16 protein-coding genes, 1 tRNA gene and 1 pseudogene are annotated in these 22204 nt (G+C 66.1%); 12 read left to right on the top strand and 6 right to left on the bottom strand.

What is annotated here, in order from left to right:
- Positions 1-19: 19 nt before the first annotated feature.
- Positions 20-109, bottom strand: a tRNA-Ser gene (locus J4O76_RS03955).
- A gap of 129 nt (positions 110-238) precedes the next feature.
- On the opposite strand from J4O76_RS03955, the gene J4O76_RS03950 reads away from it, so the two are divergent.
- Entirely contained in the window at positions 239-502 is a 264-nt protein-coding gene (locus J4O76_RS03950) for a hypothetical protein (RefSeq protein WP_136189876.1), read from the top strand.
- A 3-nt stretch (positions 503-505) separates the two neighbouring features.
- Here the strand turns inward: J4O76_RS03950 and J4O76_RS03945 are convergent, their stop codons facing one another.
- On the bottom strand, positions 506-661 hold the full coding sequence (locus J4O76_RS03945) for a hypothetical protein (protein ID WP_168711596.1): 156 nt from the start codon (positions 659-661) through the stop codon (positions 506-508).
- A 160-nt stretch (positions 662-821) separates the two neighbouring features.
- Between J4O76_RS03945 and J4O76_RS03940 the strand changes: the two genes are divergently transcribed.
- Genes J4O76_RS03940 through J4O76_RS03930 form a run of 3 tightly spaced genes read left to right on the top strand, consistent with a single transcriptional unit; the run spans position 822 to position 3254 of the window.
- Positions 822-1931, top strand: a complete 1110-nt coding sequence (locus J4O76_RS03940; protein ID WP_426280426.1) for an acyl-CoA dehydrogenase — start codon at positions 822-824, stop codon at positions 1929-1931.
- Positions 1922-2674, top strand: coding sequence for a PIG-L deacetylase family protein (locus J4O76_RS03935; protein WP_426280425.1), 753 nt, complete (start codon positions 1922-1924; stop codon positions 2672-2674). Before J4O76_RS03940 ends, J4O76_RS03935 begins: the two co-directional genes overlap by 10 nt.
- The gene (locus J4O76_RS03930) at positions 2664-3254 is read left to right on the top strand and encodes an SAM-dependent methyltransferase (protein WP_426280424.1); all 591 of its coding nucleotides are present in this window, start codon (positions 2664-2666) and stop codon (positions 3252-3254) included. The genes J4O76_RS03935 and J4O76_RS03930 overlap by 11 nt, the downstream gene beginning before the upstream one ends.
- Before the next feature lie 510 nt (positions 3255-3764).
- Here J4O76_RS03930 and J4O76_RS03925 read toward each other — a convergent pair.
- Positions 3765-4130, bottom strand: a pseudogene (locus J4O76_RS03925) (glycosyltransferase); the annotation flags it as partial.
- Positions 4131-4177: 47 nt separating this feature from the next.
- Positions 4178-6325, bottom strand: coding sequence for a catalase (locus J4O76_RS03920; protein ID WP_426280423.1), 2148 nt, complete (start codon positions 6323-6325; stop codon positions 4178-4180).
- A 170-nt stretch (positions 6326-6495) separates the two neighbouring features.
- Between J4O76_RS03920 and J4O76_RS03915 the strand changes: the two genes are divergently transcribed.
- The 3 genes from J4O76_RS03915 to J4O76_RS03905 are packed head-to-tail and all read left to right on the top strand — an operon-like array spanning position 6496 to position 9935.
- Complete coding sequence (locus J4O76_RS03915) at positions 6496-7287, top strand: glucose 1-dehydrogenase (protein WP_426280422.1); 792 nt, start codon at positions 6496-6498, stop codon at positions 7285-7287.
- Complete coding sequence (locus J4O76_RS03910) at positions 7280-9103, top strand: glycoside hydrolase family 15 protein (protein ID WP_426280421.1); 1824 nt, start codon at positions 7280-7282, stop codon at positions 9101-9103. Before J4O76_RS03915 ends, J4O76_RS03910 begins: the two co-directional genes overlap by 8 nt.
- A 28-nt stretch (positions 9104-9131) precedes the next feature.
- The gene (locus J4O76_RS03905; protein WP_426280420.1) at positions 9132-9935 is read left to right on the top strand and encodes an SDR family NAD(P)-dependent oxidoreductase; all 804 of its coding nucleotides are present in this window, start codon (positions 9132-9134) and stop codon (positions 9933-9935) included.
- A gap of 166 nt (positions 9936-10101) precedes the next feature.
- Here the strand turns inward: J4O76_RS03905 and J4O76_RS03900 are convergent, their stop codons facing one another.
- Complete coding sequence (locus tag J4O76_RS03900) at positions 10102-11205, bottom strand: NADH:flavin oxidoreductase/NADH oxidase (RefSeq protein ID WP_426280419.1); 1104 nt, start codon at positions 11203-11205, stop codon at positions 10102-10104.
- Between the two features lie 181 nt (positions 11206-11386).
- Between J4O76_RS03900 and glgX the strand changes: the two genes are divergently transcribed.
- The 5 genes from glgX to J4O76_RS03875 are packed head-to-tail and all read left to right on the top strand — an operon-like array spanning position 11387 to position 19860.
- The gene (gene glgX / locus J4O76_RS03895) at positions 11387-13489 is read left to right on the top strand and encodes a glycogen debranching protein GlgX (RefSeq protein WP_426280418.1); all 2103 of its coding nucleotides are present in this window, start codon (positions 11387-11389) and stop codon (positions 13487-13489) included.
- Positions 13486-15192, top strand: a complete 1707-nt coding sequence (gene treZ, locus J4O76_RS03890; protein WP_426280417.1) for a malto-oligosyltrehalose trehalohydrolase — start codon at positions 13486-13488, stop codon at positions 15190-15192. Before glgX ends, treZ begins: the two co-directional genes overlap by 4 nt.
- On the top strand, positions 15189-17165 hold the full coding sequence (gene malQ / locus J4O76_RS03885) for a 4-alpha-glucanotransferase (RefSeq protein WP_426280416.1): 1977 nt from the start codon (positions 15189-15191) through the stop codon (positions 17163-17165). The genes treZ and malQ overlap by 4 nt, the downstream gene beginning before the upstream one ends.
- Positions 17162-19612, top strand: coding sequence for a malto-oligosyltrehalose synthase (treY, locus tag J4O76_RS03880; RefSeq protein ID WP_426280415.1), 2451 nt, complete (start codon positions 17162-17164; stop codon positions 19610-19612). The genes malQ and treY overlap by 4 nt, the downstream gene beginning before the upstream one ends.
- 41 nt (positions 19613-19653) lie before the next feature.
- The gene (locus J4O76_RS03875; protein ID WP_056063255.1) at positions 19654-19860 is read left to right on the top strand and encodes a TOBE domain-containing protein; all 207 of its coding nucleotides are present in this window, start codon (positions 19654-19656) and stop codon (positions 19858-19860) included.
- Positions 19861-19907: 47 nt separating this feature from the next.
- Here the strand turns inward: J4O76_RS03875 and J4O76_RS03870 are convergent, their stop codons facing one another.
- Positions 19908-22070 carry a TonB-dependent receptor gene (locus tag J4O76_RS03870; protein ID WP_426280414.1) on the bottom strand — a complete coding sequence of 721 codons (2163 nt, stop codon included), beginning with the start codon at positions 22068-22070 and terminating at the stop codon, positions 19908-19910.
- Positions 22071-22204: the final 134 nt, after the last annotated feature.

Here is a 22204-nt window from a genome sequence, read left to right as displayed (position 1 = left end):
TCCGCGGCTAACCGCGCCTTGGCGGAAGAGGTGGGATTCGAACCCACGGATGAGTTACCCCATCGCTGGTTTTCAAGACCAGTTCCTTAAACCACTCGGACACTCTTCCAACCTGTACCCGGCGAGCCGGGAGGACGGCGTCTAAGCGGAGAGCGTCGGGATCGCAACCGTTGCGATACGCCGTCTGTACGGTTGCATCAGATTGCGCGGAGAGCAGGTGGTCCGCTAGGCTGTTGGCATGGACCTAGACGCTATTTCGCACCACTTCTTCGGCACGACCGACATCGATACGCTGAGCTCGGGGGCTCTGGAGGCCGGTCGCGAGCGCGTGTCGATCGCGTTCGGCACCGAGCGGGATGCTGGGCGGCGGTTCGCGCTTTGGGCCGTGTTGCGCGCGACCGGCGATGCGCCCGACCCTATGCGGGCGTTCAAGGATCCGCGGGAACAGCGGGCGGCACAGATGTATGCCTCCGCAATCGGGGCAGCCGGCGCGGACGACTAATGGTCAGGCCGCGCGGCGTTCCAGCAGCGCACGGTCGATCCGCCGGATCAGGTCCGCGATCGGCGGCATGTCGCTATCGCAACGACGCCCGCGAAGCGACGGCTGGTCGATCTGCATACGCTTGCCGAGCAGCGTGAAGACATCCTGTTTGCGTGCCATCGAGTCCGATCCTTTCCGTTGGATGGGAGTATGCCGGCCAAGCGTTAACCAAAGGTTCGGCTGCGGTGTCGGACGCGTAAATTAGTTCCGCGCTCCATGATGGCGATACGCAACGCTGGCGCCTGTCCCGCGTTCTGTGTGACGAAGCTGGCGTACCGCCATGGGTTTCACGGGGAGTCGGCCACTGACCACATATCCAACCGGCTGGACCGTCCTGGAGACCGTCCGGCACCTCGCCGCGGCATGGGATCAGGACAATTCGCACGAGACATTCCCGGCGGAGCGGATAGCCGACCTCCACGGCGCGGGCGCGCTGGCCGCGTTCAAGACGCTTGGCACGGGCGTGCAGACCGACGCGCTGCTCGACGTTCTGCGCGCGATCGGGGGCGCCGATCTCAGCCTTGGGCGCGTGTTCGAAGGGCATGTGAATGCCGTCCAGCTCGTCGCGACCTACGGCAACGACGCGCAGCGCAAGGCGCTCGATGCGGATCTCGCGGCGCGCAAGGTCTTCGGAGTCTGGAATACCGAACCGGCGCCGGGACTCGCGATCCACGCTGCTGGCGACAGTCGCTGGACGCTTGACGGTGCGAAGAGCTTTGCGACCGGGGCCGGGCATCTCGATCGCATCCTGGTGACGGCGCGCGATGCGAACGGCGACAAGCAGCTCGTGCTGGTCCCGATCGCGGGCGAGACTACACGGACCGACAATTCCGGATGGCAGGTGCGCGGGATGCGAGGCACGTGCAGTGGGCGGTTCGACTTCACGGGTATGGAGATCGGTCGCGAAGGCGTGATCGGTGCGCCGAACGACTATGAACGCGAGCCACGCTTCAGCGCGGGCGCGTGGCGGTTCACGGCGGTCCAGCTCGGCGCGGTCGAGGCACTCGTCCGGCATCTGCGCGATCACCTCGTCGCGACCGGCAAGGGGGCGGACCCGATCCAGCGCGCGCGGTTTGCCGCCTGCCTGACCGAGACGCGGAGCGCAGGCTTGTGGGTGCGCCAGGCGGCGCATCTGGCCGAGGCGCAGGCGAGCGACGCCATCCCGCTGGTGTTGATGACACGCGGCGTGGTCGAAGAGGCGGGCTTGAAGACGATGGAGGCGGCGGCGCGCTCGGTCGGCACCGCGTCGTTCTTCGCGGCCAGCCGGATCGACCGGATCACGCGCGATCTGGGGCTCTACCTGCGCCAGCCGGTCCCGGACCAGGCGCGCGACCGGGCGGCGGCGGCGTGGCTTGAGGATGATTGCTGGGGCGACGATCGGTGGTGGTAGCACCGGGCGGCAAGGCCTGGAGCAACTTCACGCGGCGGGCACGGCGGATGTCGGCCAGGACGGCGGCGGGGCAGGGGCCCTGGCTCGTGCTGGCGCCGCATCCCGATGACGAGACGCTCGGCTGCGGCGCGTTCATCGCCTCGGTAACCGCGGCAGGCGGCCGGGTTCATACCGCGTTCCTGACCGATGGCGCGGGATCGCATCCTGATGCGCCTGGCTGGACGGGGAAGCGAATCGCGGGGCTACGGCGCGGTGAGGCGCGGGCGGCGTTGACGGCCTTGGGTGGTCAGCAGGACGCGCTTTATCTCGATTGGCCCGACGCGTCGCCGGCTTCGAAGGGCGATCTGCTGTTCGTGCGCAGCGTCGATCGACTGGCCACGTGGTGCAAAGCCCGCGGTGTCCGCCAGATCGCCGTGACATGGTCCGGCGAACCGCATTGCGACCACGAGGCCGCCGCCGCACTCGCCGAGGCGGTGGCACGGCGCGCGCATTGCCGTCTCTGGCAGTATCTCGTCTGGGGCTGGACCGTCCCCGACCTGACCGAGCGCCTGCGTAGCGCCCGCACGGTCTCGATCGCCACGGCATCCGGTCGGCCCAGACAGCGTCGCGCGATGGCGTACCATCGCAGCCAGCGGGGCGGGCGGATCGTAGGCGCGCGCGAGAACTTCCGGCTGCCCGACGCGATGATGCGGCTGATGGACCGGCCGAACACCCTGTTGCTGGAGACCCGCGATGCGCCGTGAACACTCGATCGAGCCCGAATATTTCGAGGCGCTCTACAAGGACAAGGGCGACCCGTGGGAGTTCGAGACCAGTCCGTACGAGGCGGCGAAGTATGACGAGACCTTGGCCGCGTTGCCGAAGGAGCGGTTCGAGAGCGCGTTGGAGGTCGGTTGCGCGAACGGCGTCCTGACCGCGCGGCTCGGTGCACGCTGCGACGCGTTGCTCGCGCTCGACGTGTCGGAAACCGCGGTCGCGGCTGCACGGGCGCGGTGTGCAGACCAACCGCATATCCGCATCGAGCAGCGCCGACTTCCCGAAGACGCTCCCGCAGGGACGTTCGACCTGATCCTGCTGTCGGAGGTGGTGTATTACTGGGACAGCGCCGACATCGTCCGGCTGGCCGCGTACGTCCGCTCGGCGGCAGCGTCAGGCGGGTATGTGATGCTGGTCCACTGGATCGGCGAGACCGACTATCCCAAAAGCGGGGACGATGCCGTTGCCGAACTGCACGCTGCGCTCGGCGACCGCGTCACGGTCGTTCGCAGCGATCGGCACGAAGCGTATCGGCTCGACCTCTGGCGGCTGGAAGACGCGCGTTAGACGGATGAGCGCCTGCGCCTCGTGGATCGCAGCGGGCAACGTTGCGAAGCTGAGCTGGTCGCCGGGGTTCGCGGAGGCGGGGTTTAGCGCCGCCGTCACCGCGTAGGTCTCGTGCAGCGGTGCGTCGACCGGCTGGTCGATCCACCGCGCGACCGCGTCCGCCATGCCGCCTGGCGCACGGCCCGAAATCCTGCATGAGGTGAAGACGCGAACGTCTAGCGGGTGTCGAACCTGCCCGCCATGCGCCCGGATCCGATCGAACAGCGCGCGGTCCTCGGCAACGGGCGGGGTAGGGGCGCCACCGATCCGGCGGTACATCGCATGGGTCACCGCGATACTCGCGCCGCCTTCATAGAAATGGCGGGGCCAGGGATCATGCGCTTCGGTCTCGGCGCGCGCGCGGAGATAATCCAGAGCGGTGTGATAACGCCCGAGCTGATCGAGCCGCCGTCGTGCCGCGGCGCCAAGGCTCGCACGGTCGGACCGAAGCGTCAGCGCGCGACCCGCCACGGCGTCGTTGCCCGCATAGACATGCGCGGCGATCCGCACGATCCAGTCCGCGGAGACGTTCGTGTCCGCATCGGTCGACAGCAGCAGATCGGTATGACGCGTAAGCAGCGCGACACCAGCGTCGAGCGCTAGCCGCCGGGCCCATCCGGCATGACGCGCGCCTGGCAGAAGCGAAACGGCCGACCATGCAAGCGTCGCATGCGTCGGCCGCCAGTTCGTCAGGATATCGATCGTGCCGTCGGTGCAGTCGTTCGCCATCGCGACGATGACCACCTTGCCGCCGTAGCGCCCCGCGGCACGATCCAGCGCGTCGAGGCAGCCAAGCAGATACTGGTCTTCGTTCTTTACCGGAATGGCGATCGCCACCGCACGCTGCGCGTACGGTGGCGACGACCCGGGTTTGAACGAAGAGATCAAGCCGCCTCGGGGTTTTCAAACGCCGGCGCGTCGAGGTCGACGTTCAGTTCGCGCTCCCAGATGCGGAGCTTGCCGAGCGTCTTGAGGAACGCATCGACATCGCCCTTGCCGCCCAGCGCGATCACGCCGTCGTCCATGTCCTCGTCCTCGATGCCGGCCTTTTCGAGGAACGGCTTCGCGTCGGCGTTGAAGCCGATGAACTTGGCATGCCCGAACGCGTCGCTGACGAAGTCCTTGGCGGTCTTGTCCTTGCCGAGCTTCTTGGCCCCGTCCGCCGACACGACGATCGCGACCGCATCGTAGAGCACCGAAGGCGCACCATCGATCTTCTGCTTGCCCTCCGCGAGCGTTCCGTCGTCGAGCGTTGCGCCGGCAACCTTCGGTGCGATGATCTCGTACGTGGCCTTCGCCGCAACGATCCCGTCGACCAGGGCCTGCACGATTGCTGCCGGAGCACCGTCGGTGACGAGAATGCCAAGCTTGCGACCCTCGAAACTGCCGCTGGTGTTCTTCAGGATGCTGAGGGCATCCGAAGCGGGCAGGTCGGTCCGCGTCTCGACCGCAGCCTTGGCCTTTGGCGGCATCGCCTTGAGCCCAAGACCGGTCGCGACCGTCTTCGCGAGCTTCTCGTCGATGTTGAGCAGATGCCCGACCATCAGTTCGCGGATATCGACTCGCTCGACCTTCGACAGCTCGAACGTCAGCGCATCGCCGATGTGCTTCTGCTCGATTGCGGTCTGGCTGATGAAGAACTGCCGCGCCTGGCTGTAGTGATCGGCAAACGTGGCAGACCGCACCTGTGCCTTGCGCCCCGTCTCCTGCGACGGGAAATGCTTGTAGCCCTTCGATGGGCTCTCGCGCGGCGTGCCGGCCCAGCTGTTCGGTTCATAGTTCGCACGACCCTTGCGGGCATGCATCGCCATGTGGCCGTCCTGCTGGTAATTGTTCACCGGGATCTTCGGCGCGTTGATCGGGATATGCGTGAAGTTGGGGCTGCCGAGGCGCTTCAGCTGCGTATCGAGATACGAGAAGTTGCGGCCCTGCAGCAGCGGATCGTTGGTAAAGCCGATCCCTGGCACGATGTTCTGCGTGCAGAACGCGACCTGCTCGGTCTCGGCGAAGAAATTGTCGACCAGGCGATCGAGCTTGAAGCTGCCGATGATGCGGACCGGGATCTGCTCCTCGGGAATGACCTTGGTCGCATCGAGCACGTCGAATTCGAAATTGTCGGCGAACTCGTCGTCGAACAGTTGGACGCCCATGTCCCACTCGGGGAAATTGCCCTGGTCGATCGAGTCCCAAAGATCGCGACGATGGAAGTCGGGGTCGGCGCCGTTGATCTTGACCGCCTCGTTCCACGCGACCGACTGAAGGCCCAGCTTCGGCTTGAAGTGGAACTTGACGTAAGTGCCCTTGCCCTCGGCATTGACGAGGCGGAACGTGTGCACGCCGAAACCCTCGACGAAGCGGAAGCCGCGCGGGATGGTGCGGTCGGACATGATCCACATGACCATGTGCATCGATTCCGGGGTCAGGCTGATGAAGTCCCAGAAATTGTCATGCGCGGTCTGCGCCTGCGGGAAGCCGCGGTCGGGCTCCTGCTTGGCGGCATGGATCAGGTCGGGGAACTTGATCGCGTCCTGGATGAAGAACACCGGGATGTTGTTCCCGACGACGTCCCAGTTACCCTCCTTGGTGTAGAACTTGACCGCGAAGCCGCGTACGTCGCGTGCGAGATCGGCCGAGCCCTTGTTGCCCGCGACCGTCGAGAAACGAAGGAACATCGGCGTCTGCTCGCCGACTTCGGTCAGGATGCCGGCGCTGGTGAACTCTTCCAGGCTCTCGGTCAGCGTGAACGTGCCGTGCGCGCCATAGCCGCGCGCGTGGACAACGCGCTCGGGGATACGCTCGTGATCGAAGTGGAAGATCTTCTCGCGGAAGTGGAAATCCTCGAGCAGAGTCGGCCCGCGTTCACCGACCTTGAGCGAATTCTGGTCGTCGAATACCGGGATTCCCTGCTGCGTCGTCAGCACGTCGCCATCGCCGCTGGCGATCTGGTGGAGTTCGCCGCCTTCGCCGACCTGCGTTTCGAACTTGGCGCCCTGCGGTGGCGTGCCGGTATCCTTGGCGATGGTCTTGGTCATGTGCCGTCCTCGTAGCTTCTCAGGACCCACAGCGCGCGGGACGGGCTAAGAGTTGCACCGGAAACGGTGACTTAATGCAGATCAGCAAGATTGCGGGGGGAGGGCGTGAGCAGGGAGAAATGCCGGAGGGCGCGCGTTAAGCCGCGATAATCCCCAGCGAAAGACCAGCCATGCACATCGACCTGACAGGCCAGGCCGCGATCGTTACCGGCGCGAGTTCCGGTCTCGGCCGCGCCTCCGCCATCGCCTTTGCCAAGGCCGGCGCGAAGATCGCGGTCAACTACAACAGCAGCGCGGACAAGGCGCGCGAGGTGGTCGAGGCGATCGAGCAGGCCGGCGGCGAGGCGTTCGCCTGCGAAGCGGATACGTCGGACGAGGCGGCGGTTTTGAAGCTGTTCGACGAGACGGTCCAGCGTTTCGGCGGCGTCGACATCGTCTTCGCCAACGCTGGCATGCAGAAGGATGCGGCCTATGCCGATCTGACGCTGGAGGACTGGAAGCGCGTCATCGACGTCAATTTGACCGGCCAGTTCCTCGTCTCGCGCGAGGCCGTCCGTCGGTTCCGCAAGCAGGGCGACCGCGGGTTCAGCCGCTCGATCGGGAAGATCCTGTTCATGAGTTCGGTGCACGAGGTGATCCCTTGGGCGGGCCACGCCAATTACGCCGCGTCGAAGGGCGGCAGCGGGATGCTGATGCGCACGCTCGCGCAGGAGATCGCCGGCGACCGCATCCGCGTGAACGGCATCGCCCCCGGCGCGATCGCGACCGAGATCAACGAGGACGCGACCGCCGACCAGGACAAGCTGCTCGAACTGATCCCCTATGGCCGGATCGGCGACCCCGAGGACGTCGCCCGGGCGGCCCTGTTCCTGGTGTCGGACGCAGCGGACTATATCGTCGGATCGACGCTCACCATCGATGGTGGCATGAGCCTGTATCCCGGCTTCCGCGATAATGGATAAGCCTGGCATATCGATCGCGGACCACGGCGCGATCGGTAATTTGGAGACGATCGCGCTGGTCGATACGGCCGGCACGATCGATTATCTCTGCTGGCCGTGCCTCGACAGCGCGTCGGTGTTCGCGAGGCTGCTCGACGGAGACACGGGCGGGCATTTCTCGATCGAGCCCGGCCTGCCCGACGCGAACATCGTCCAGATGTACCTGCCCGAGACCAACATCCTGCTGACCCGATGGATGGCGAACGCGGCGAGCGTCGATCTGGTCGACCTCATGCCGGTCGGCAACGACAAGGACGACGCGCCGTCGCGGTTGGTCCGGCGGCTGACCTGCACGCGCGGATCGGCGACGGTCCGCGTCCGCTGCGCCCCGCGGTTCGACTATGGCGTGATGGGCCGCACGGCTTCCGTCACGACGTCGGGCGCGGACGTATCGCGCGGTCGGTTCGACCACGAGAGCGGCCTCGCGCTCGCGGTTCACGGTGCCACGACGTTGGTCGCGGACGACTGCGATCTGACCGCCGAGATACACCTGACCGAAGGCGACACCGTCTCGCTGATCCTCAGCAACCCCGACGACGTCTCACTCGACACCGAAGCGCTCGACGCGATCGTCGAGAAGGACCTAAACTATTGGCGGACCTGGAGCCGCAAGTCGCGCTACCGCGGCCGCTGGCGCGAGACGGTCGAGCGCTCGGCGATGGCACTGAAGCTGCTCACCTCGCGCAAGCACGGCTCGATCGCCGCCGCCGCGACCTTCGGCTTGCCGGAAGCGCATGGCGGCGTGCGAAACTGGGATTACCGCGCGACGTGGGTCCGCGACTCATCCTTCATCGTCTATGCCTTGCTCCGGCTCGGCTATCAGGGCGAGGCGGTCGGCTTCCTCCACTGGGCGATGGACCGCGCGCAGGCGTGTTCGAAGGGTCATCTCGGCGTCATGTACGCGCTCGACGGCGGCGAGATCGCCGACGAACGCAAGCTCGACCTTGCCGGGTTCGAGGGCGCGACCCCGATCGTCGTCGGCAATGAGGCGAAGGACCAGACGCAGCACGACATCTACGGCGCGCTGCTCGATGCGACCTATCTCGGCAGCAAATACGGCGAGCCGATCGCGCATGACTCCTGGGTCGCGATCGGCCGGATCGTCGATCAGGTCTGCGAGACGTGGGACACGCCGGATTCTGGTATTTGGGAGGTCCGCGGGCCGAAGAAGCATTATCTTCATTCACGCCTGATGAGCTGGGTCGCGGTCGACCGCGCGGTGCGGCTGGCGCAGAAGCGTTCGCTCCCCGCGCCGCTGGTCCGCTGGTCGGAGACGCGGACGGCGATCCACGACGATATCTGGGCGAACTTCTGGAACGACGATCTCGGCCGCTTCGTCCGCGCGATCGGCGATGCGCCAGAGGATTTGGCGGTCGACGGCGCGCTGCTGATGATGCCGTTGGTCCGCTTCGTCGGCGCGACCGATCCGAAGTGGCTCGCGACGCTGGAGGCGATCGGCGAGGACCTGTCCGACGACGGGCAGGTCTACCGCTACCGGATCGACGACGGCTTGCCGGGGCAGGAAGGGACGTTCGTCGCCTGCTCGTTCTGGTACGTCGAATGCCTCGCGCGGGCAGGGCGCCTTGATGAGGCGCGGCTGAACTTCGAGAAGCTGCTCGCGCACGGCAACCATCTCGGCCTGTTCGCCGAGGAGATCGCGCAGGACGGCAGCTTCCTCGGCAATTTTCCGCAAGGCTTCAGCCACTTGGCGCTGATCAGCGCGGCCTTCTACCTCGACCGCGCGCTCGACAGTGACGGTCCGCGCGAATGGGCATGACAATTTTCACTGACGCAAGGACGACAGCATGAACCTCGATATCACGGGCAAGATCGCACTCATCACCGGCGCGGACAGCGGCATGGGCAAGGAAACCGCCCGGATGCTGCTCCAGGAAGGCGTCCGCGTCGCGATCACCGACCAGCCCGGCGGCGACCTCGACGCGAGTGTCGAAGAGCTGAAGGCGCACGGCGAGGTGATCGCGGTCGAGGCGGATCTGACCAAGCTCGACGACGTGAAGGCGCTGTTCGCGAAGGTCCGCGAGCAGCTCGGTGAGCCGGACATCCTGGTCAACTGCGCGGGCGTGACCGGCGCGACCGGCGACTTCCTCGACGTTGACGATGCCGGCTGGCAGTCGACGATCGACATCAACCTGATGGGCGCCGTGCGGGTGTGCCGCGAGGCGATTCCGGCGATGCGCGCCGCCAAATGGGGCCGCATCGTGCTGATGAGTTCGGAGGATGCGGTGCAGCCCTATGTCGACGAGCTCGCCTATTGTGCGTCGAAGGCGGGGATTTCGAGCCTGTCGAAGGGGCTGTCAAAGGCTTACGGCTGCGACAACGTCTTGGTGAACACCGTCTCGCCCGCGTTCATCGCGACGCCGATGACCGACAAGATGATGCAGAAGCGTGCCGACGAGAAGGGGGTGAGCTTCGACGAGGCGATCGAGACGTTCCTCGAGGAGGAGCGCCCGGGGATGACCTTGAAGCGCCGCGGGACGTCGGAAGAGGTCGCATCGGCGATCGTGTTCCTGTGCTCGGAGCGGGCGAGCTTCATCAACGGTGCGGATATCCGGGTGGATTCGGGCTCGGTGATGACCGTCGCGGGGTGAACGCTCAGGCATCGCTAGAACGTAAATAAGAAATCCTCTCCCGCCAGGGGGGGTGGCAGGCGCAGCCTGACGGAGGGGGAGGCAGGCGAAACCTTTGTTCCGTGTCCTCCCCCTCCGTCGCTCCGCGCCACCTCCCCCTGGTGGGGGAGGATTGCAAAAGTGGGCCTTACCCCTCGAACAAGTCCTTAAACTGCCGCGGCTGCGACCGGAGATACTGCTTCGGCGCCTTCACCTTACCCCCAAGATGCGCCGCCGCATGCCAGGGCCAGCGCGGATCGTAGAGGATCGTCCGAGCTAGCGCGATCATGTCCGCATCGCCCGTCCCGACGATCGCCTCGGCCTGCTCGAAATCGGTGATCAGCCCGACCGCGACGACCGGGATCGACACCGCCTGCTTCACCGCCCGCGCGAGCGGCACCTGATAGCTCGGCCCGACCGGGATCTGCTGCGCGGGCGTGATCCCACCGCTCGACACGTGGATGGCACTGCAACCGCGCGCCTCCAGAACCTTCGCGAACGCCACTGTCTGATCGGAATCCCAACCGCCCTCGGCCCAGTCTGTCCCCGACACGCGCATCGTCACCGCGCGCTCGGCCGGAAACGCAGCCCGTACCGCGTCAAACACCTCGAGCGGGAACCGCATCCGGTTCTCGAGACTGCCACCATACTCGTCCTCGCGCCGGTTCGACAGCGGCGACAGAAACTCGTGCAGCAGATACCCATGCGCCGCATGCAACTGTACCGCGTCGATCCCGAGCCGCGCCGCACGCACCGTCGCTGCCACGAACGCATCGCGGACCCGCGCCAAACCCTCGGCGTCGAGCGCGACCGGAGCATTCTCCTCCGGCAGGAACGGCACTGTGGAGGGCCCCTCGGTCTGCCACCCGTTCGGCTCGCCCGGCGCGATCTGCAGCCCACCCTTCCAAGGCACCTCGCACGACGCCTTGCGCCCGGCATGCGACAACTGGATTGCGATCGGCATGTCGGACCAGCGCCGCACGCTCTCGATCACGCCCGCCATCGCCGCCTCGGTCGCGTCGTCGTACAGCCCGACGTCGCCATGCGTGATCCGCCCCTCGGGCAGCACCGCGCTCGCTTCGATCGTCAGCAGCGCCGCACCCGACAGCGCGAGCTGGCCCAGGTGGATCTGGTGCCAGTCGTTCATGCAACCGTTGGTCGCGGAATACTGGCACATCGGCGCGATCACGATCCGGTTCGCGAGCGTCAGGTTGCCGACCTGAAGAGGCTCGAACAGTTTCGGCCCGCTCATGCGGCGATCGATCGGATGGTGTAAGGCATGTGCATGTCCTTGATACGTAGAAAAGTGCCGCGAAAACTCGCTGCTGCCTGCGGAACATAGGAACGGGCGGGCGGGTTTCACGGCAAGGAATGCTGCACCGCGATAAAGTCGTGCCCGCAGCGATGATTACGACACGAAAAGGGTCCTCGCATTGCATCTACTGCCCGACACGCTCGACGCCGGCTCGGCCTATCCCCTCGGCGCGACCTTCGACGGCCTCGGCGTCAACTTCGCGGTCTATTCCGCCAATGCCGAGAAGATCGAACTCTGCGTCTATGACGAGACCGGCCGCCGCGAACTAAAGCGCTATCCGCTCCCCGAATGGACCGACGAAGTCTGGCACGGCTACCTCCCCGACGCGCAGCCGGGCCTCGTCTACGGCTATCGCGCACATGGCCGATACGCGCCCGAGGAAGGCCACCGCTTCAACCCCAACAAGCTGCTGCTCGATCCGTACGCCAAGCAGATGATCGGCGAACTCCGCTGGACCGACGCGATGTACGGCTACCAGGTGAAGTCGCCGCGCGCGGACCTGAGCTTCGATAAGCGCGACAGCGCGCTGACGATGCCGAAGGGCGTCGTGACCGACAGCCATTTCGACTGGTCGCGCGACGTGCGCCCGAACACGCCCTGGTCCGAGACGGTGATCTACGAGGCGCACACCAAGGGCCTGACCAAGCTGTTCGAGGAGGTCCAGCCCTCCGAACGCGGCACCTTCGCAGCGCTCGGCAATCCCAAGGTCATCGATCACCTCAAGCGCCTTGGCGTTACCGCGATCGAGCTGCTGCCGATCCACACCTACATCCAGGACCGCTTCCTCCAGGAAAAGGGCTTGCGCAACTACTGGGGCTACAACACCCTCAACTTCTTCACGCCCGAGCGTTCGTTCTTCGCGACAGACAGCCACGACGAACTCCGCCGCTCCATCCGCCGCCTCCACGCGGCCGGGATCGAGGTGATCCTCGACGTTGTCTATAACCACACCTGCGAAGGCTCCGAGCAAGGTCCGACGCTGTCCTGGCGCGGCCTCGACAACGCGAGCTACTACCGCCTCGTCAAAGACGACCCGCGCTATTCGATCAACGACACCGGCACCGGCAACACGCTGAACCTCACCAAGGCCCGCGTCATCCAGATGGTCGCCGATTCGCTGCGTTACTGGGCGACCAGCTTCGGCATCGACGGCTTCCGCTTCGATCTCGGCCTGACGCTGGGCCGGACGGACACCGGCTTCGATCCCGGCGCAGGGTTCTTCGACGTGCTCCGCCAGGATCCCGTGCTCGGCAGGCTGAAGCTTATCACCGAACCCTGGGACATCGGCCCGGGCGGATACCAGCTCGGCAACTTCCCCCCCGGTTTCGCCGAGTGGAACGACAAGTACCGCGACACCGTGCGGAAATTCTGGCGCGGTGACCATGCGCAGCGTGCCGACCTCGCCGCGCGCCTGACCGGCTCGGCCGACCTGTTCGATCGCCGCGCACGCCGACCCTGGGCAAGCGTCAACCTGCTCGGCGCGCATGACGGCTACACGCTTGCCGACACGGTTGCCTACGAGGAGCGTCACAACGAGGCGAACGGCGAAGACAATAACGACGGCCACTCGAACAACTGCTCGCGCAACTGGGGCGTGGAAGGCCCGACGGAAGACCCCGCAATCCTCGAAACCCGGTCGCGCGTGATGCGGTCGATGCTGACCACGCTGTTCGCGTCGCTCGGGACGCCAATGCTGGTCGCGGGCGACGAGTTCGGCCGCACGCAGAACGGCAACAACAACGCGTACTGCCAGGACAACGAGATCAGCTGGCTCGACTGGAACAAGGCCAAGTCCCCCGAGGGCGACGCACTGATCGACTTCACCGCGCGCCTGATCGCGCTTCGCCGCGACTATCCCATGCTCCGCGCCGGAAACTTCCTCTACGGCGAGGACACGCCCGCCGAGGGCCTCAAGGACATCGAATGGTGGGACGAGCGTGGCCAGCAACTCACGTCCGCAGATTGGGAGAACACCAACGGCCGCGCGTTGGTGATGCGCCGCGCCTGCGAGCGTGAGTCGGGCGAGGTGCAGGTGATCTCGCTGTTGCTCAATGCGTCAGAGGGGCCGCTGACCTTCCACATGCCGCCGCCCGAGGAGGTGGAGCGCACCGTCCTGATCGACAGCAGCAAGCCCGAGCAGGGCGCCACCCCGATCAAGAACAGCTACGAGCTTCCCCCGCAGGGCGCGGCGTTGCTCTCCTGGACGATCGAAGCAGCGTGACTTGGGGGCCGACGCTTGCCGCCGACGGAACGAACTTCCGCCTCTGGGCGCCGGATCGCGACGCGGTAACGCTCGAGGTCGCTGAAGGCGACGCGGTTGTCATGACCCGCGAACCGGAAGGCTGGTTCAGCGCGAAGGCGTCGGTGGGGCCAGGGACACGGTACCGGTTCCGCCTGACCGATGACCTCGCGGTTCCCGATCCCGCCTCGCGCGCGCAATCCGGCGGCGTGCACGGCTGGAGCGTCGTCGTCGGTCCTGAAGCCTATACGTGGCGGACCCCCGACTGGCGCGGCCGACCGTGGGAAGAGATGGTCATCCAGGAGGTCCATGTCGGCACGCTCGGCGGCTTCGCAGACGTCGCGGACCACCTCCCGGCAATCGCCGCGCTCGGCATCACGGGAATCGAACTCATGCCCGTCAACGCGTTCGGCGGCACCCGCAACTGGGGCTATGACGGCGTGCTGCCCTACGCCCCGGCCGAAAGCTACGGCACCCCCGACGAACTGAAAGCGCTGGTCGACCGCGCCCACGAACTCGGTCTCGCCGTGTTCCTCGACGTGGTCTACAATCACTTCGGCCCCGACGGAAACTACCTCGGCGCCTATGCGAAGGGCTTCTTTCACCCCGAAGTCGATACCCCATGGGGTGGCGCAGTTGCGGTCGACCAGGCGCCGGTCCACCGCTATTTCGTCGATAACGCGCTGATGTGGCTGAACGAGTACAAGTTCGACGGCCTCCGGTTCGATGCGGTCCACGCGATCGAGAACGATGCCTTTCTCGACGCGATGGCTGCCGAACTGCGCGAGAAGACCGCCGGCCGCCACGTCCACCTCGTCCTCGAGAACGAAGGCAACGATGCCGACCGGCTCCACCCGGCAGCGTTCGACGCGCAGTGGAACGACGACTTCCACAACGTCCTGCACGTCCTGCTCACCGGCGAGACCAGCGCCTATTATGCCGACTTCGCCGACCGCCCCGCCGAACGCCTCGCGCGCTGCCTCGGCGAAGGCTTCATCTATCAGGGAGAGGCGTCGCCAAACCAAGACGGCAAGACTCGCGGCAAGCCCAGCGCCCACCTGTCGCCGACCGCGTTCGTCGCGTTTCTCCAGAACCACGACCAGATCGGCAACCGCGCGATGGGCGAACGCCTGACGCTGCTCGCGGACCGCAAGAAGCTCCGCGCCGCCACCGCGTTGCTCCTGCTCGGCCCGCAGATACCCTTGCTCTTCATCGGCGACGACCACGGCAGCGAAAGCCCGTTCCTGTTCTTCACCGACTTCCACGACGAACTCGCCGACGCGGTGCGCGAAGGCCGCCGCAAGGAATTCGCCAAGTTCGCCGCCTTCGCCGATCCCGAAGCACGCGAGGCAATCCCCGACCCCAACGCGCAAGAAACCTTCCTGCAATCGGGAGCACGGCCCGGCGCCGATGCGGCCGAGTGGCAGGACCTGTACCGCACCCTGCTCAAGATCCGCCACGAGCAGATCATCCCCCGCCTGCGCGACACGACCGCGACCGGCGCCGAAGCGATCGGCGAGGGGGCGGTCGTTGCACGCTGGAAAATGGGTGACGGCGCAATCCTGACAATTGCGCTCAACCTCGGCGACGATGTCGTTGATTTTCCGGCAATAGAGGCTTCGCCGATCTTCGCCGAGGGCGAACCGGGGGAGGCTGCCAGCGTGGCAGTCTGGCTGGATCGATGAGCAGCCTCCGAACACTCGCTGTCGCCGCCGGCCTGCAACCCGAATGGCAGGACGCAGCAGGTCGTCGCCAGACCGTCGCCGACGGTGCGTTACAGGCGATCCTGTATCGTCTCGGCCATCCGTCCGGAAGTGAAAAGCAGATCGCCGAAAGCCTCGCCGCGATCGAAGCTCGAAACGCGCAGGGTGTCCGTTTCTTGTCCATCGATGTGGGAGACCCGATCCGGCTGAAATCAAAGGTATCGGGCAAAGCCGAACTTACGTTCGAAGACGGTACGATGCGCTCCGTCACAGTCAATGACGGCGAGTTGAGTCCGATAAGCAAAAGCGGCTACCACGAGCTTGAAATCAATGGCGAAGTCATCGACATTCTCGTTGCACCACGCCGCTGCTACACGATCGCCGACGCGCTACCAGGACGTAAACTCTGGGCGCCCGCCGTCCAGATCCCGAGCCTCCGCACCGATGCGCCGAAGGCGTTCGGCGATTTCGTTTCGCTAGCCGATGCCGCCCGCGCGTTCGGCCAACGCGGCGCCGATGCCCTCGCGATCAGCCCGACGCACGCGCTGTTTCCCGCCGACCCCGGCCGATACGGCCCCTACGCACCCTCGAGCCGCCAATTCCTCAATGGCCTGTACGGCGATCCCGCTGCATTCGGTGCACAGTCCGACGGCCGCGACCTCCCCGAACTGATCGACTGGCACGCCGCGATCCCCGAAAAGCTCGCACGACTGCGCAAGAGCTTCGATCAAGTGCTTCCACAGATTAAGGAAACGCTGACAACGTTCAGGCGTCAAGGCGGCGACGACCTCGAGCGCCATGCCGAGTTCGACGCCTTCCACGCCCACTTCTTCGCGACCACCCGCGCACGCGGCTGGCAGCAATGGCCCGCCGAGTATCACGATCCCGCTAGTCCCGCCGTCCGCCGCTTCGTCGCGGAGCAGGCGGACGATGTCACGTTCTACATCTTCCTCCAATGGCTGGCCCGCCGCGACCTCGACGCCGCGCAGATGGCTGCCAAGGACTCCGGCATGGCGATCGGCCTCATCGCCGATCTCGCCGTCGGCATGGACGCCGGCGGCAGCCACGGCTGGAGCCGGCGCAGCGACTTGCTCACCGGCCTGTCGATCGGCGCGCCACCCGACCCGCTGGGGCCGGACGGTCAAAGCTGGGGCATCACTGGCTTCGACCCGCAAGCGCTCCGTGACACGGCCTTCGCCCCCTTCATCGCGACCATCCGCGCTGCGCTCGCCCATGCCGGTGGCATCCGCATCGACCACGCGTTCGGCCTTCGTCGCCTCTGGGTCGTTCCCGAAGACGCTTCTGCCGCTGAGGGCGCGTACCTCGACATGCCGTTCGAAGACCAGATGCGGATCGTCGCGATGGAATCGCAGCGTGCCAAGGCGATCGTCATCGGCGAAGACCTCGGCACCGTCCCCGATGGCTTCCGCGAGGCGATGGACGCGCGCGCCATGCTCGGCATGCGGGTGTTGTGGTTCGAACGCGACGCCGACGGCTTCGTGCCGCCCACCAAATGGTCGCGCGACGCGGTGGCGATGACCGGTACGCACGACCTTGCCACCGCCGCAGGCTGGTGGAGCGGCCGCGATATCGACTGGACGTGGGACCTCGGACGCAAGTCCGACGCTGTCGATAAGCCCACGGACCTTGCCGATCGCGCCAAGGACCGCGTCGCGCTCTGGTCTGCATTCGACACCGGCACCGAACAGCCAACCCCTGAAGACACTGACCCTGTCGTCGACGCCGCCATCGCGCATGTCGCCAGCACGCCCTGCGCGCTCGCCATTATCCCGATCGAAGACCTCGCCGGGTTGGTCGAGCAACCCAACCTCCCCGGCACGATCGACGAGCACCCCAACTGGCGCCGCCGCATGCCCGACACGACCGAGGCGCTGCTCGCCCGCCCCGAAGTCGCCGCTCGCATCGACACGCTCAACGTCACGAGACCCGCATGACCGCCCCCACCACGCCGCGCGCAACCTACCGCTTCCAGTTCCACAAGGACTTCACCTTCGCCGACGCGGAAGCGCTGGTGCCCTATCTCGACGACCTTGGGATCAGCCACCTCTACGCCTCGCCGATCACCACTGCGCCAAGCGGGTCTACCCACGGCTACGACGTCGTCGACCCGACCCGTATCAACCCCGAACTTGGCGGCGAGGATGCCTTCCGGAGCCTCGTCGCAGCCCTCCGCGCCCTCAACATGGGCGTCATCATCGACATCGTCCCCAACCACATGGGCGTCGCCGGCGGTGAGAACGCGTGGTGGAATCACATTCTAACGCACGGGGAAGACAGCGAATTCGCACGCTACTTCGACATCGACTGGCGCGAGAAGCTCGTTCTCCCGATCCTCGGCGATCCGCTCTTCGAGACGCTGGCCAGCGGTGCGCTGAAGGTCGAGCAGGTCGACGGCCGCTACGTCCTCGAAGCATACGGTGAACACCGTCTCCCGATCCGCGACGAGGACCAAACGACCGCAGGGACGGACGACATAGCCGCGCTCATCGACCGCCAGCATTACCGCCTCGCCTCGTGGCGCGTCGCGAACGACGAACTCAACTGGCGGCGGTTCTTCACGATCAACGACCTCGCCGGCCTCCGCGCCGAAGACCCGGTCGTGTTCGAGGCTACGCATGCGCTCTATCTCCGTCTTTACGCCGAGGGCCTGATCGACGGCGTCCGCGTCGATCACGTCGACGGCCTGACCGACCCCGCCGGCTATTGCCGCACCTTGCGCGCAAGGCTCGACGCGATCGAGCGCCCCGTCGACGCGCCGCCCGGCCCGGCGTATCTCGTCATCGAGAAGATCCTCGCCGACGGTGAACCACTCAGCACCGACTGGGGCGTCGACGGTACCAGCGGGTACGACTTCATGGAGCAGGTCACCGCCTTGCTCCACGCGCCCGGTGGCGCAGAACCGCTAGCCGAACTCTGGGCCCACATAAGCGGCCGCTCCGCTGACTTCGCGCCCGAGGAACTGCGCGCGCGGCAGGAATTGCTCGCGTGGCAGTTCGATGCGCAGCACCGCCGCTGCGTCGAAGCTTTCGTGGCGCTGGCCCGCTCGACACCTGAATGCGACGGGGTGACGAGGGGCATGCTCCACCGCGCGATCGAGCGGTTGCTCTGGGTCTTCCCAGTGTATCGGACCTACGGAACGGGCGAATCTGCGCCGCTCGCTGACGCCGGAATCCGCGATACCGTCCGCCAGCGGGTTGCGGAGTTCGTCCCGCCCGGCGAAGGCGCGGTCGTGGACCGGATCCTGGGTTGGCTGGCAGGCGAGGGGCCAGGCGACGTCGCACTCGCCGCCGAAGCGGCGCGCAAATTCCAGCAACTCTCCGCGCCGATCGCGGCGAAGGCGGTCGAGGACACCGCGTTCTACCGCTATGGCCGACTGCTCTCGCGCAACGATGTCGGGTTCGACGCCGCGCGGATGTCGCTTCATATCGACGCGTTCCACGCCGCGATGATCGAGCGTGCCCGCGACTGGCCGTCCGCGATGCTCGCCACCGCGACGCACGACCACAAACGTGGTGAGGACGTTCGCGCGCGGCTAGCGGTGCTCAGCGAGATACCCGATCTCTGGCGTTCCCTTGCGGAGCATTGGTTCGAACAGGCTGCCCCGTATGCGGAAGGCGTCGATCCCGCCGACGCCTATATGCTGCTCCAGACGCTGTTCGGCGCTTGGCCGACGAACCTTCGCGCGCCGGACGCCGATGCTCTGTCGGAGTATGCAGAGCGAATCGTCGCGTGGCAGGAAAAGGCGTTGCGCGAAGCCAAGCTCCGGTCGTCCTGGGAGGCGCCGGACGAGGCGTACGAGACCCGCTGTCACGATCTGGCGCGGGCGTTACTCGATCCCGAACGGTCGACCGACTTTCTTGAGGACATGACGGCATTCGTCGATCGCATCGCCCCCGCCGCAGACCAGAACAGCCTCGTGCAGGTTGCATTGCGCTATACCGTGCCGGGCGTGCCGGATCTGTATCAGGGTACCGAGATCGCCGATTTGAGCCTAGTCGATCCGGATAACCGGCGGCCGGTCGATTATGCTCTCCTGCGCGATACGCCGTGGGCTGGCGGTGCACCCAAGATGCGGTCGATCAAGCATCTGCTGGATCTCCGGCGGAAGCATCCTGCGCTGTTCTCGAACGGTAGCTACGCGCCGATCGCCGTCATCGGACCGCGCCGCGACCATGTTATGGCGTTCGAGCGGGAGCATGAGGGGATGACGCTTCGCTGCATCATCGCGTTGCGGTGTGCCGAGCGCTATCTCCACGGGATGACGGCGGCCGAGTGGTGGGGCGATACCGCGTTGTCGTCTGGCGAGCGGATTTGCAATCTGCTCGGCGAGGATGGCGTGCGCGTCGATCTCATGGCATCGGATCCAGCGCTGGCGGCGTGACCAATACGCTGCCGGGGAACGATTTCAGAAGGAACAGAACGATGAAGATCAGCGCACGCAACCAGATTTCCGGCACCATCGTCTCGATCACGCCGGGTGCGGTCAATGGTTCGATCAAGGTCGACATCGGCGGCGGCAACGTCGTCACCGCCAATATCACCGAAGAAGCGATCGCCGACCTCGCACTCGCGACCGGCGATACCGTGACCGTCCTGATCAAGGCGAGCGACGTCCTGATCGGCAAATGATCGCGAGCCGGCCGTTCCCGCTTCGATGCTGGAACGGCCGGTAGAGGTTACAGACCGAAGCGCAGCGTCGCGCGGAAATCGCGACCGGCGAGCGGGGCGAAGTCCTTGAGGAAGCTCGTCGCGCGGCGTGCGTTCACGTCGAACAGGTTGTTCGCGCTCAGCAGCAACGTCGTCTTTGAATCCTTGCCGAACGGGCTCAGGCCGATCGAGGCGTTGACCATCGTGTACTCGTTGGTCTTCGTCTCGAATGCGGCGATGCGGTTCTGGTCGAACACATGCTCGACCTCGACGCGGCCGTTGATCCGGTCTCCCTGCGCCTCGATCCCGCCGAGCACGCGCATCGGGGGAATGCGGGGGACGGGGCCCTGGTCGACGATGTTGGCGTGGACGTAATCGCCCAGCACGTCGGCGTTGACCGCATAACCGCCGATCTGCGCGACCTTCACCGATGCATCCGCCTCGAACCCGTAATAGCGGGCGTCGGCCTGCTGATACTGGAAGCAGGGCAGGTCGACGGTGCGGCCCGAGGGATCGGCCGCCGCCTGGCAGACCGTCGACGCGACCTGGTTCTCCGAGATGTAGTTCGAGAACCAGTTGTAATAGGCTGACGCGTCGAAGCTGAAGCCGTCGCCATGCGCGTGCAGCGTGCCTTCGAGGCCCCACGACTTTTCAAGCCGGAAGTTCGGATTGCCGAGTTCGTACGCCTGCGTGCCAGCATGCGCGCCGTTCGCGAACAGTTCTTCCGCCGATGGCGCACGCTCGGTGCGCGAGCCGTTCAGGCCGACGCGGATGCTGTCGGTCAGCGCGTAGGATGCGCCGAGTGAGCCGGACACTGAATGATAGCTCTGGCTGCCGCGGAAGAAGCGCAGATCATCCTCGGGTGTCCGCGCGGCGAGGTCGGTGATCTCGTAGCGGACGCCGCCCTCGGCGTGGAACTTGCCGGACTCATATTGCTGGAGCGTGAAGAGGCCGGTCTGGTTGGTCTCGTTCTTCGGCAGGAAGGCCTCGTCGCCGACCACGTTGAAGATCCGGTTGTAGAACTGCACGCCCGATGCGCCCTGCCAGCCGCCGCGGTTCGCCTGGACGACTTCGAGACGACCTTCGAGACCCTTGTTGTAGAAGGCGGTGCCGACGGAGTTGTCCTCCTCGAGTTCGAAATGGCGATAGCTGGCCTGGCCGGCGCGGACGCGGATCTTGCTGATGAAATCGCCGCCGGTGTCGATCTCGCCGCGCAGGTCCACGCGGTTCTGGAGGACGTCGAGGCGCGGCGCTTCCTGCTCCTGGCCGGGCTGCGTGGCGTAGCGGATCGGTACGCCGTAGAGGCTGTCGTAGTGGCTGTACGAGATGCCGAGATTGCCGTTGTCGGTAATGATCGACGCGCCGGCACCCGCGGTCCAGGTCTCGGCCTGCGTGTTGGGGAGCTTGCCCTTCAGCTGTGCCGATGCGGCGTAGTCGATCGGGTCGGCTTCGTTGGGATCGACGGGGAGGGCGGCGGTAGCCTGCGCTTGGGCGCGGGCATCGCGCGAAAGGATGTAGCCACCGGTGCGCAGGTCGCCCGATTTCAAGTACGAGCCGTCCGCATGAAGCACGAGGTGCTGGCCGACGGCGACGTCACCGGCCATCCCGCCGGAGCGCTCGTTCGCAGCCGAGCCGTAGTTGGCGATGCCGTTCACGCGGTAGCCGTTCTCGGGCACGGTGCGCGGGATGCGCGTGTCGATAACGTTGACGACGCCGCCGACTGCCGACGTGCCGTAGAGCAGCGCGCTGGGGCCGCGGAGGATCTCGATACGCTCGGCGAGCAGCGGGTCGATGATGACGGCATGGTCGACCGAGGTGTTCGAGACGTCGATCGATCCGATCCCGTCGGTCAGCACGCGGATACGGTCGCCTTGGAAGCCGCGAAGGATCGGGCGTGAGGCGCTCGGGCCGAACGAACTGGCCGATACGCCGGGCTGGCGGGCGAGAGTCTCGCCGATCGACGGCCGCAGCTGGCGGGTGAGTTCCTGGCCGGTGAGGACGGTCGTGCCTTGCAGGACGTCGCGCTCGCTGGTCTGGATCGGCGCGGTGACGATGATGTCGCGCTGGTTGGTCGAACCGACCGACGTCGGTGCGGGGGCAGGGGCCGGAGCATCCGTGGCGACGGTTTGCGCATGCGCCTGCGAGGAGAGGAGCGCAGCCAGGGCGGTGGCGCCGAACAGCATCGTCTTCATGAAATTCCCTTGTGTCGTCCCTGTACGACAAATCGGGTAGATTTGATGATACATCATATCAAGTGACAATGTTGCCATGAACGCGAATGGCGTCGCGACTGTTACCGCGATGCAACATGGCTGCTGTCGTCAGC

Source organism: Sphingomonas sp. NFX23 (genome assembly GCF_049887795.1).
Classification (GTDB): Bacteria; Pseudomonadota; Alphaproteobacteria; order Sphingomonadales; family Sphingomonadaceae; genus Sphingomonas.
This window is presented reverse-complemented; position numbering and strand designations above follow the sequence as displayed.

Excerpts from the sequence above, each read along its gene's own strand:
- J4O76_RS03950 (WP_136189876.1), top strand. The coding sequence starts at position 239 with ATGGACCTAGACGCTATTTCGCACCACTTCTTCGGCACGACCGACATC.
- J4O76_RS03945 (WP_168711596.1), bottom strand. The coding sequence starts at position 661 with ATGGCACGCAAACAGGATGTCTTCACGCTGCTCGGCAAGCGTATGCAG.
- J4O76_RS03940 (WP_426280426.1), top strand. The coding sequence starts at position 822 with ATGGGTTTCACGGGGAGTCGGCCACTGACCACATATCCAACCGGCTGG.
- malQ (WP_426280416.1), top strand. The coding sequence starts at position 15,189 with ATGAGCAGCCTCCGAACACTCGCTGTCGCCGCCGGCCTGCAACCCGAA.
- J4O76_RS03920 (WP_426280423.1), bottom strand. The coding sequence starts at position 6,325 with ATGACCAAGACCATCGCCAAGGATACCGGCACGCCACCGCAGGGCGCC.
- treY (WP_426280415.1), top strand. The coding sequence starts at position 17,162 with ATGACCGCCCCCACCACGCCGCGCGCAACCTACCGCTTCCAGTTCCAC.
- J4O76_RS03875 (WP_056063255.1), top strand. The coding sequence starts at position 19,654 with ATGAAGATCAGCGCACGCAACCAGATTTCCGGCACCATCGTCTCGATC.
- J4O76_RS03915 (WP_426280422.1), top strand. The coding sequence starts at position 6,496 with ATGCACATCGACCTGACAGGCCAGGCCGCGATCGTTACCGGCGCGAGT.
- J4O76_RS03870 (WP_426280414.1), bottom strand. The coding sequence starts at position 22,070 with ATGAAGACGATGCTGTTCGGCGCCACCGCCCTGGCTGCGCTCCTCTCC.
- J4O76_RS03900 (WP_426280419.1), bottom strand. The coding sequence starts at position 11,205 with ATGAGCGGGCCGAAACTGTTCGAGCCTCTTCAGGTCGGCAACCTGACG.
- J4O76_RS03930 (WP_426280424.1), top strand. The coding sequence starts at position 2,664 with ATGCGCCGTGAACACTCGATCGAGCCCGAATATTTCGAGGCGCTCTAC.
- J4O76_RS03910 (WP_426280421.1), top strand. The coding sequence starts at position 7,280 with ATGGATAAGCCTGGCATATCGATCGCGGACCACGGCGCGATCGGTAAT.
- J4O76_RS03905 (WP_426280420.1), top strand. The coding sequence starts at position 9,132 with ATGAACCTCGATATCACGGGCAAGATCGCACTCATCACCGGCGCGGAC.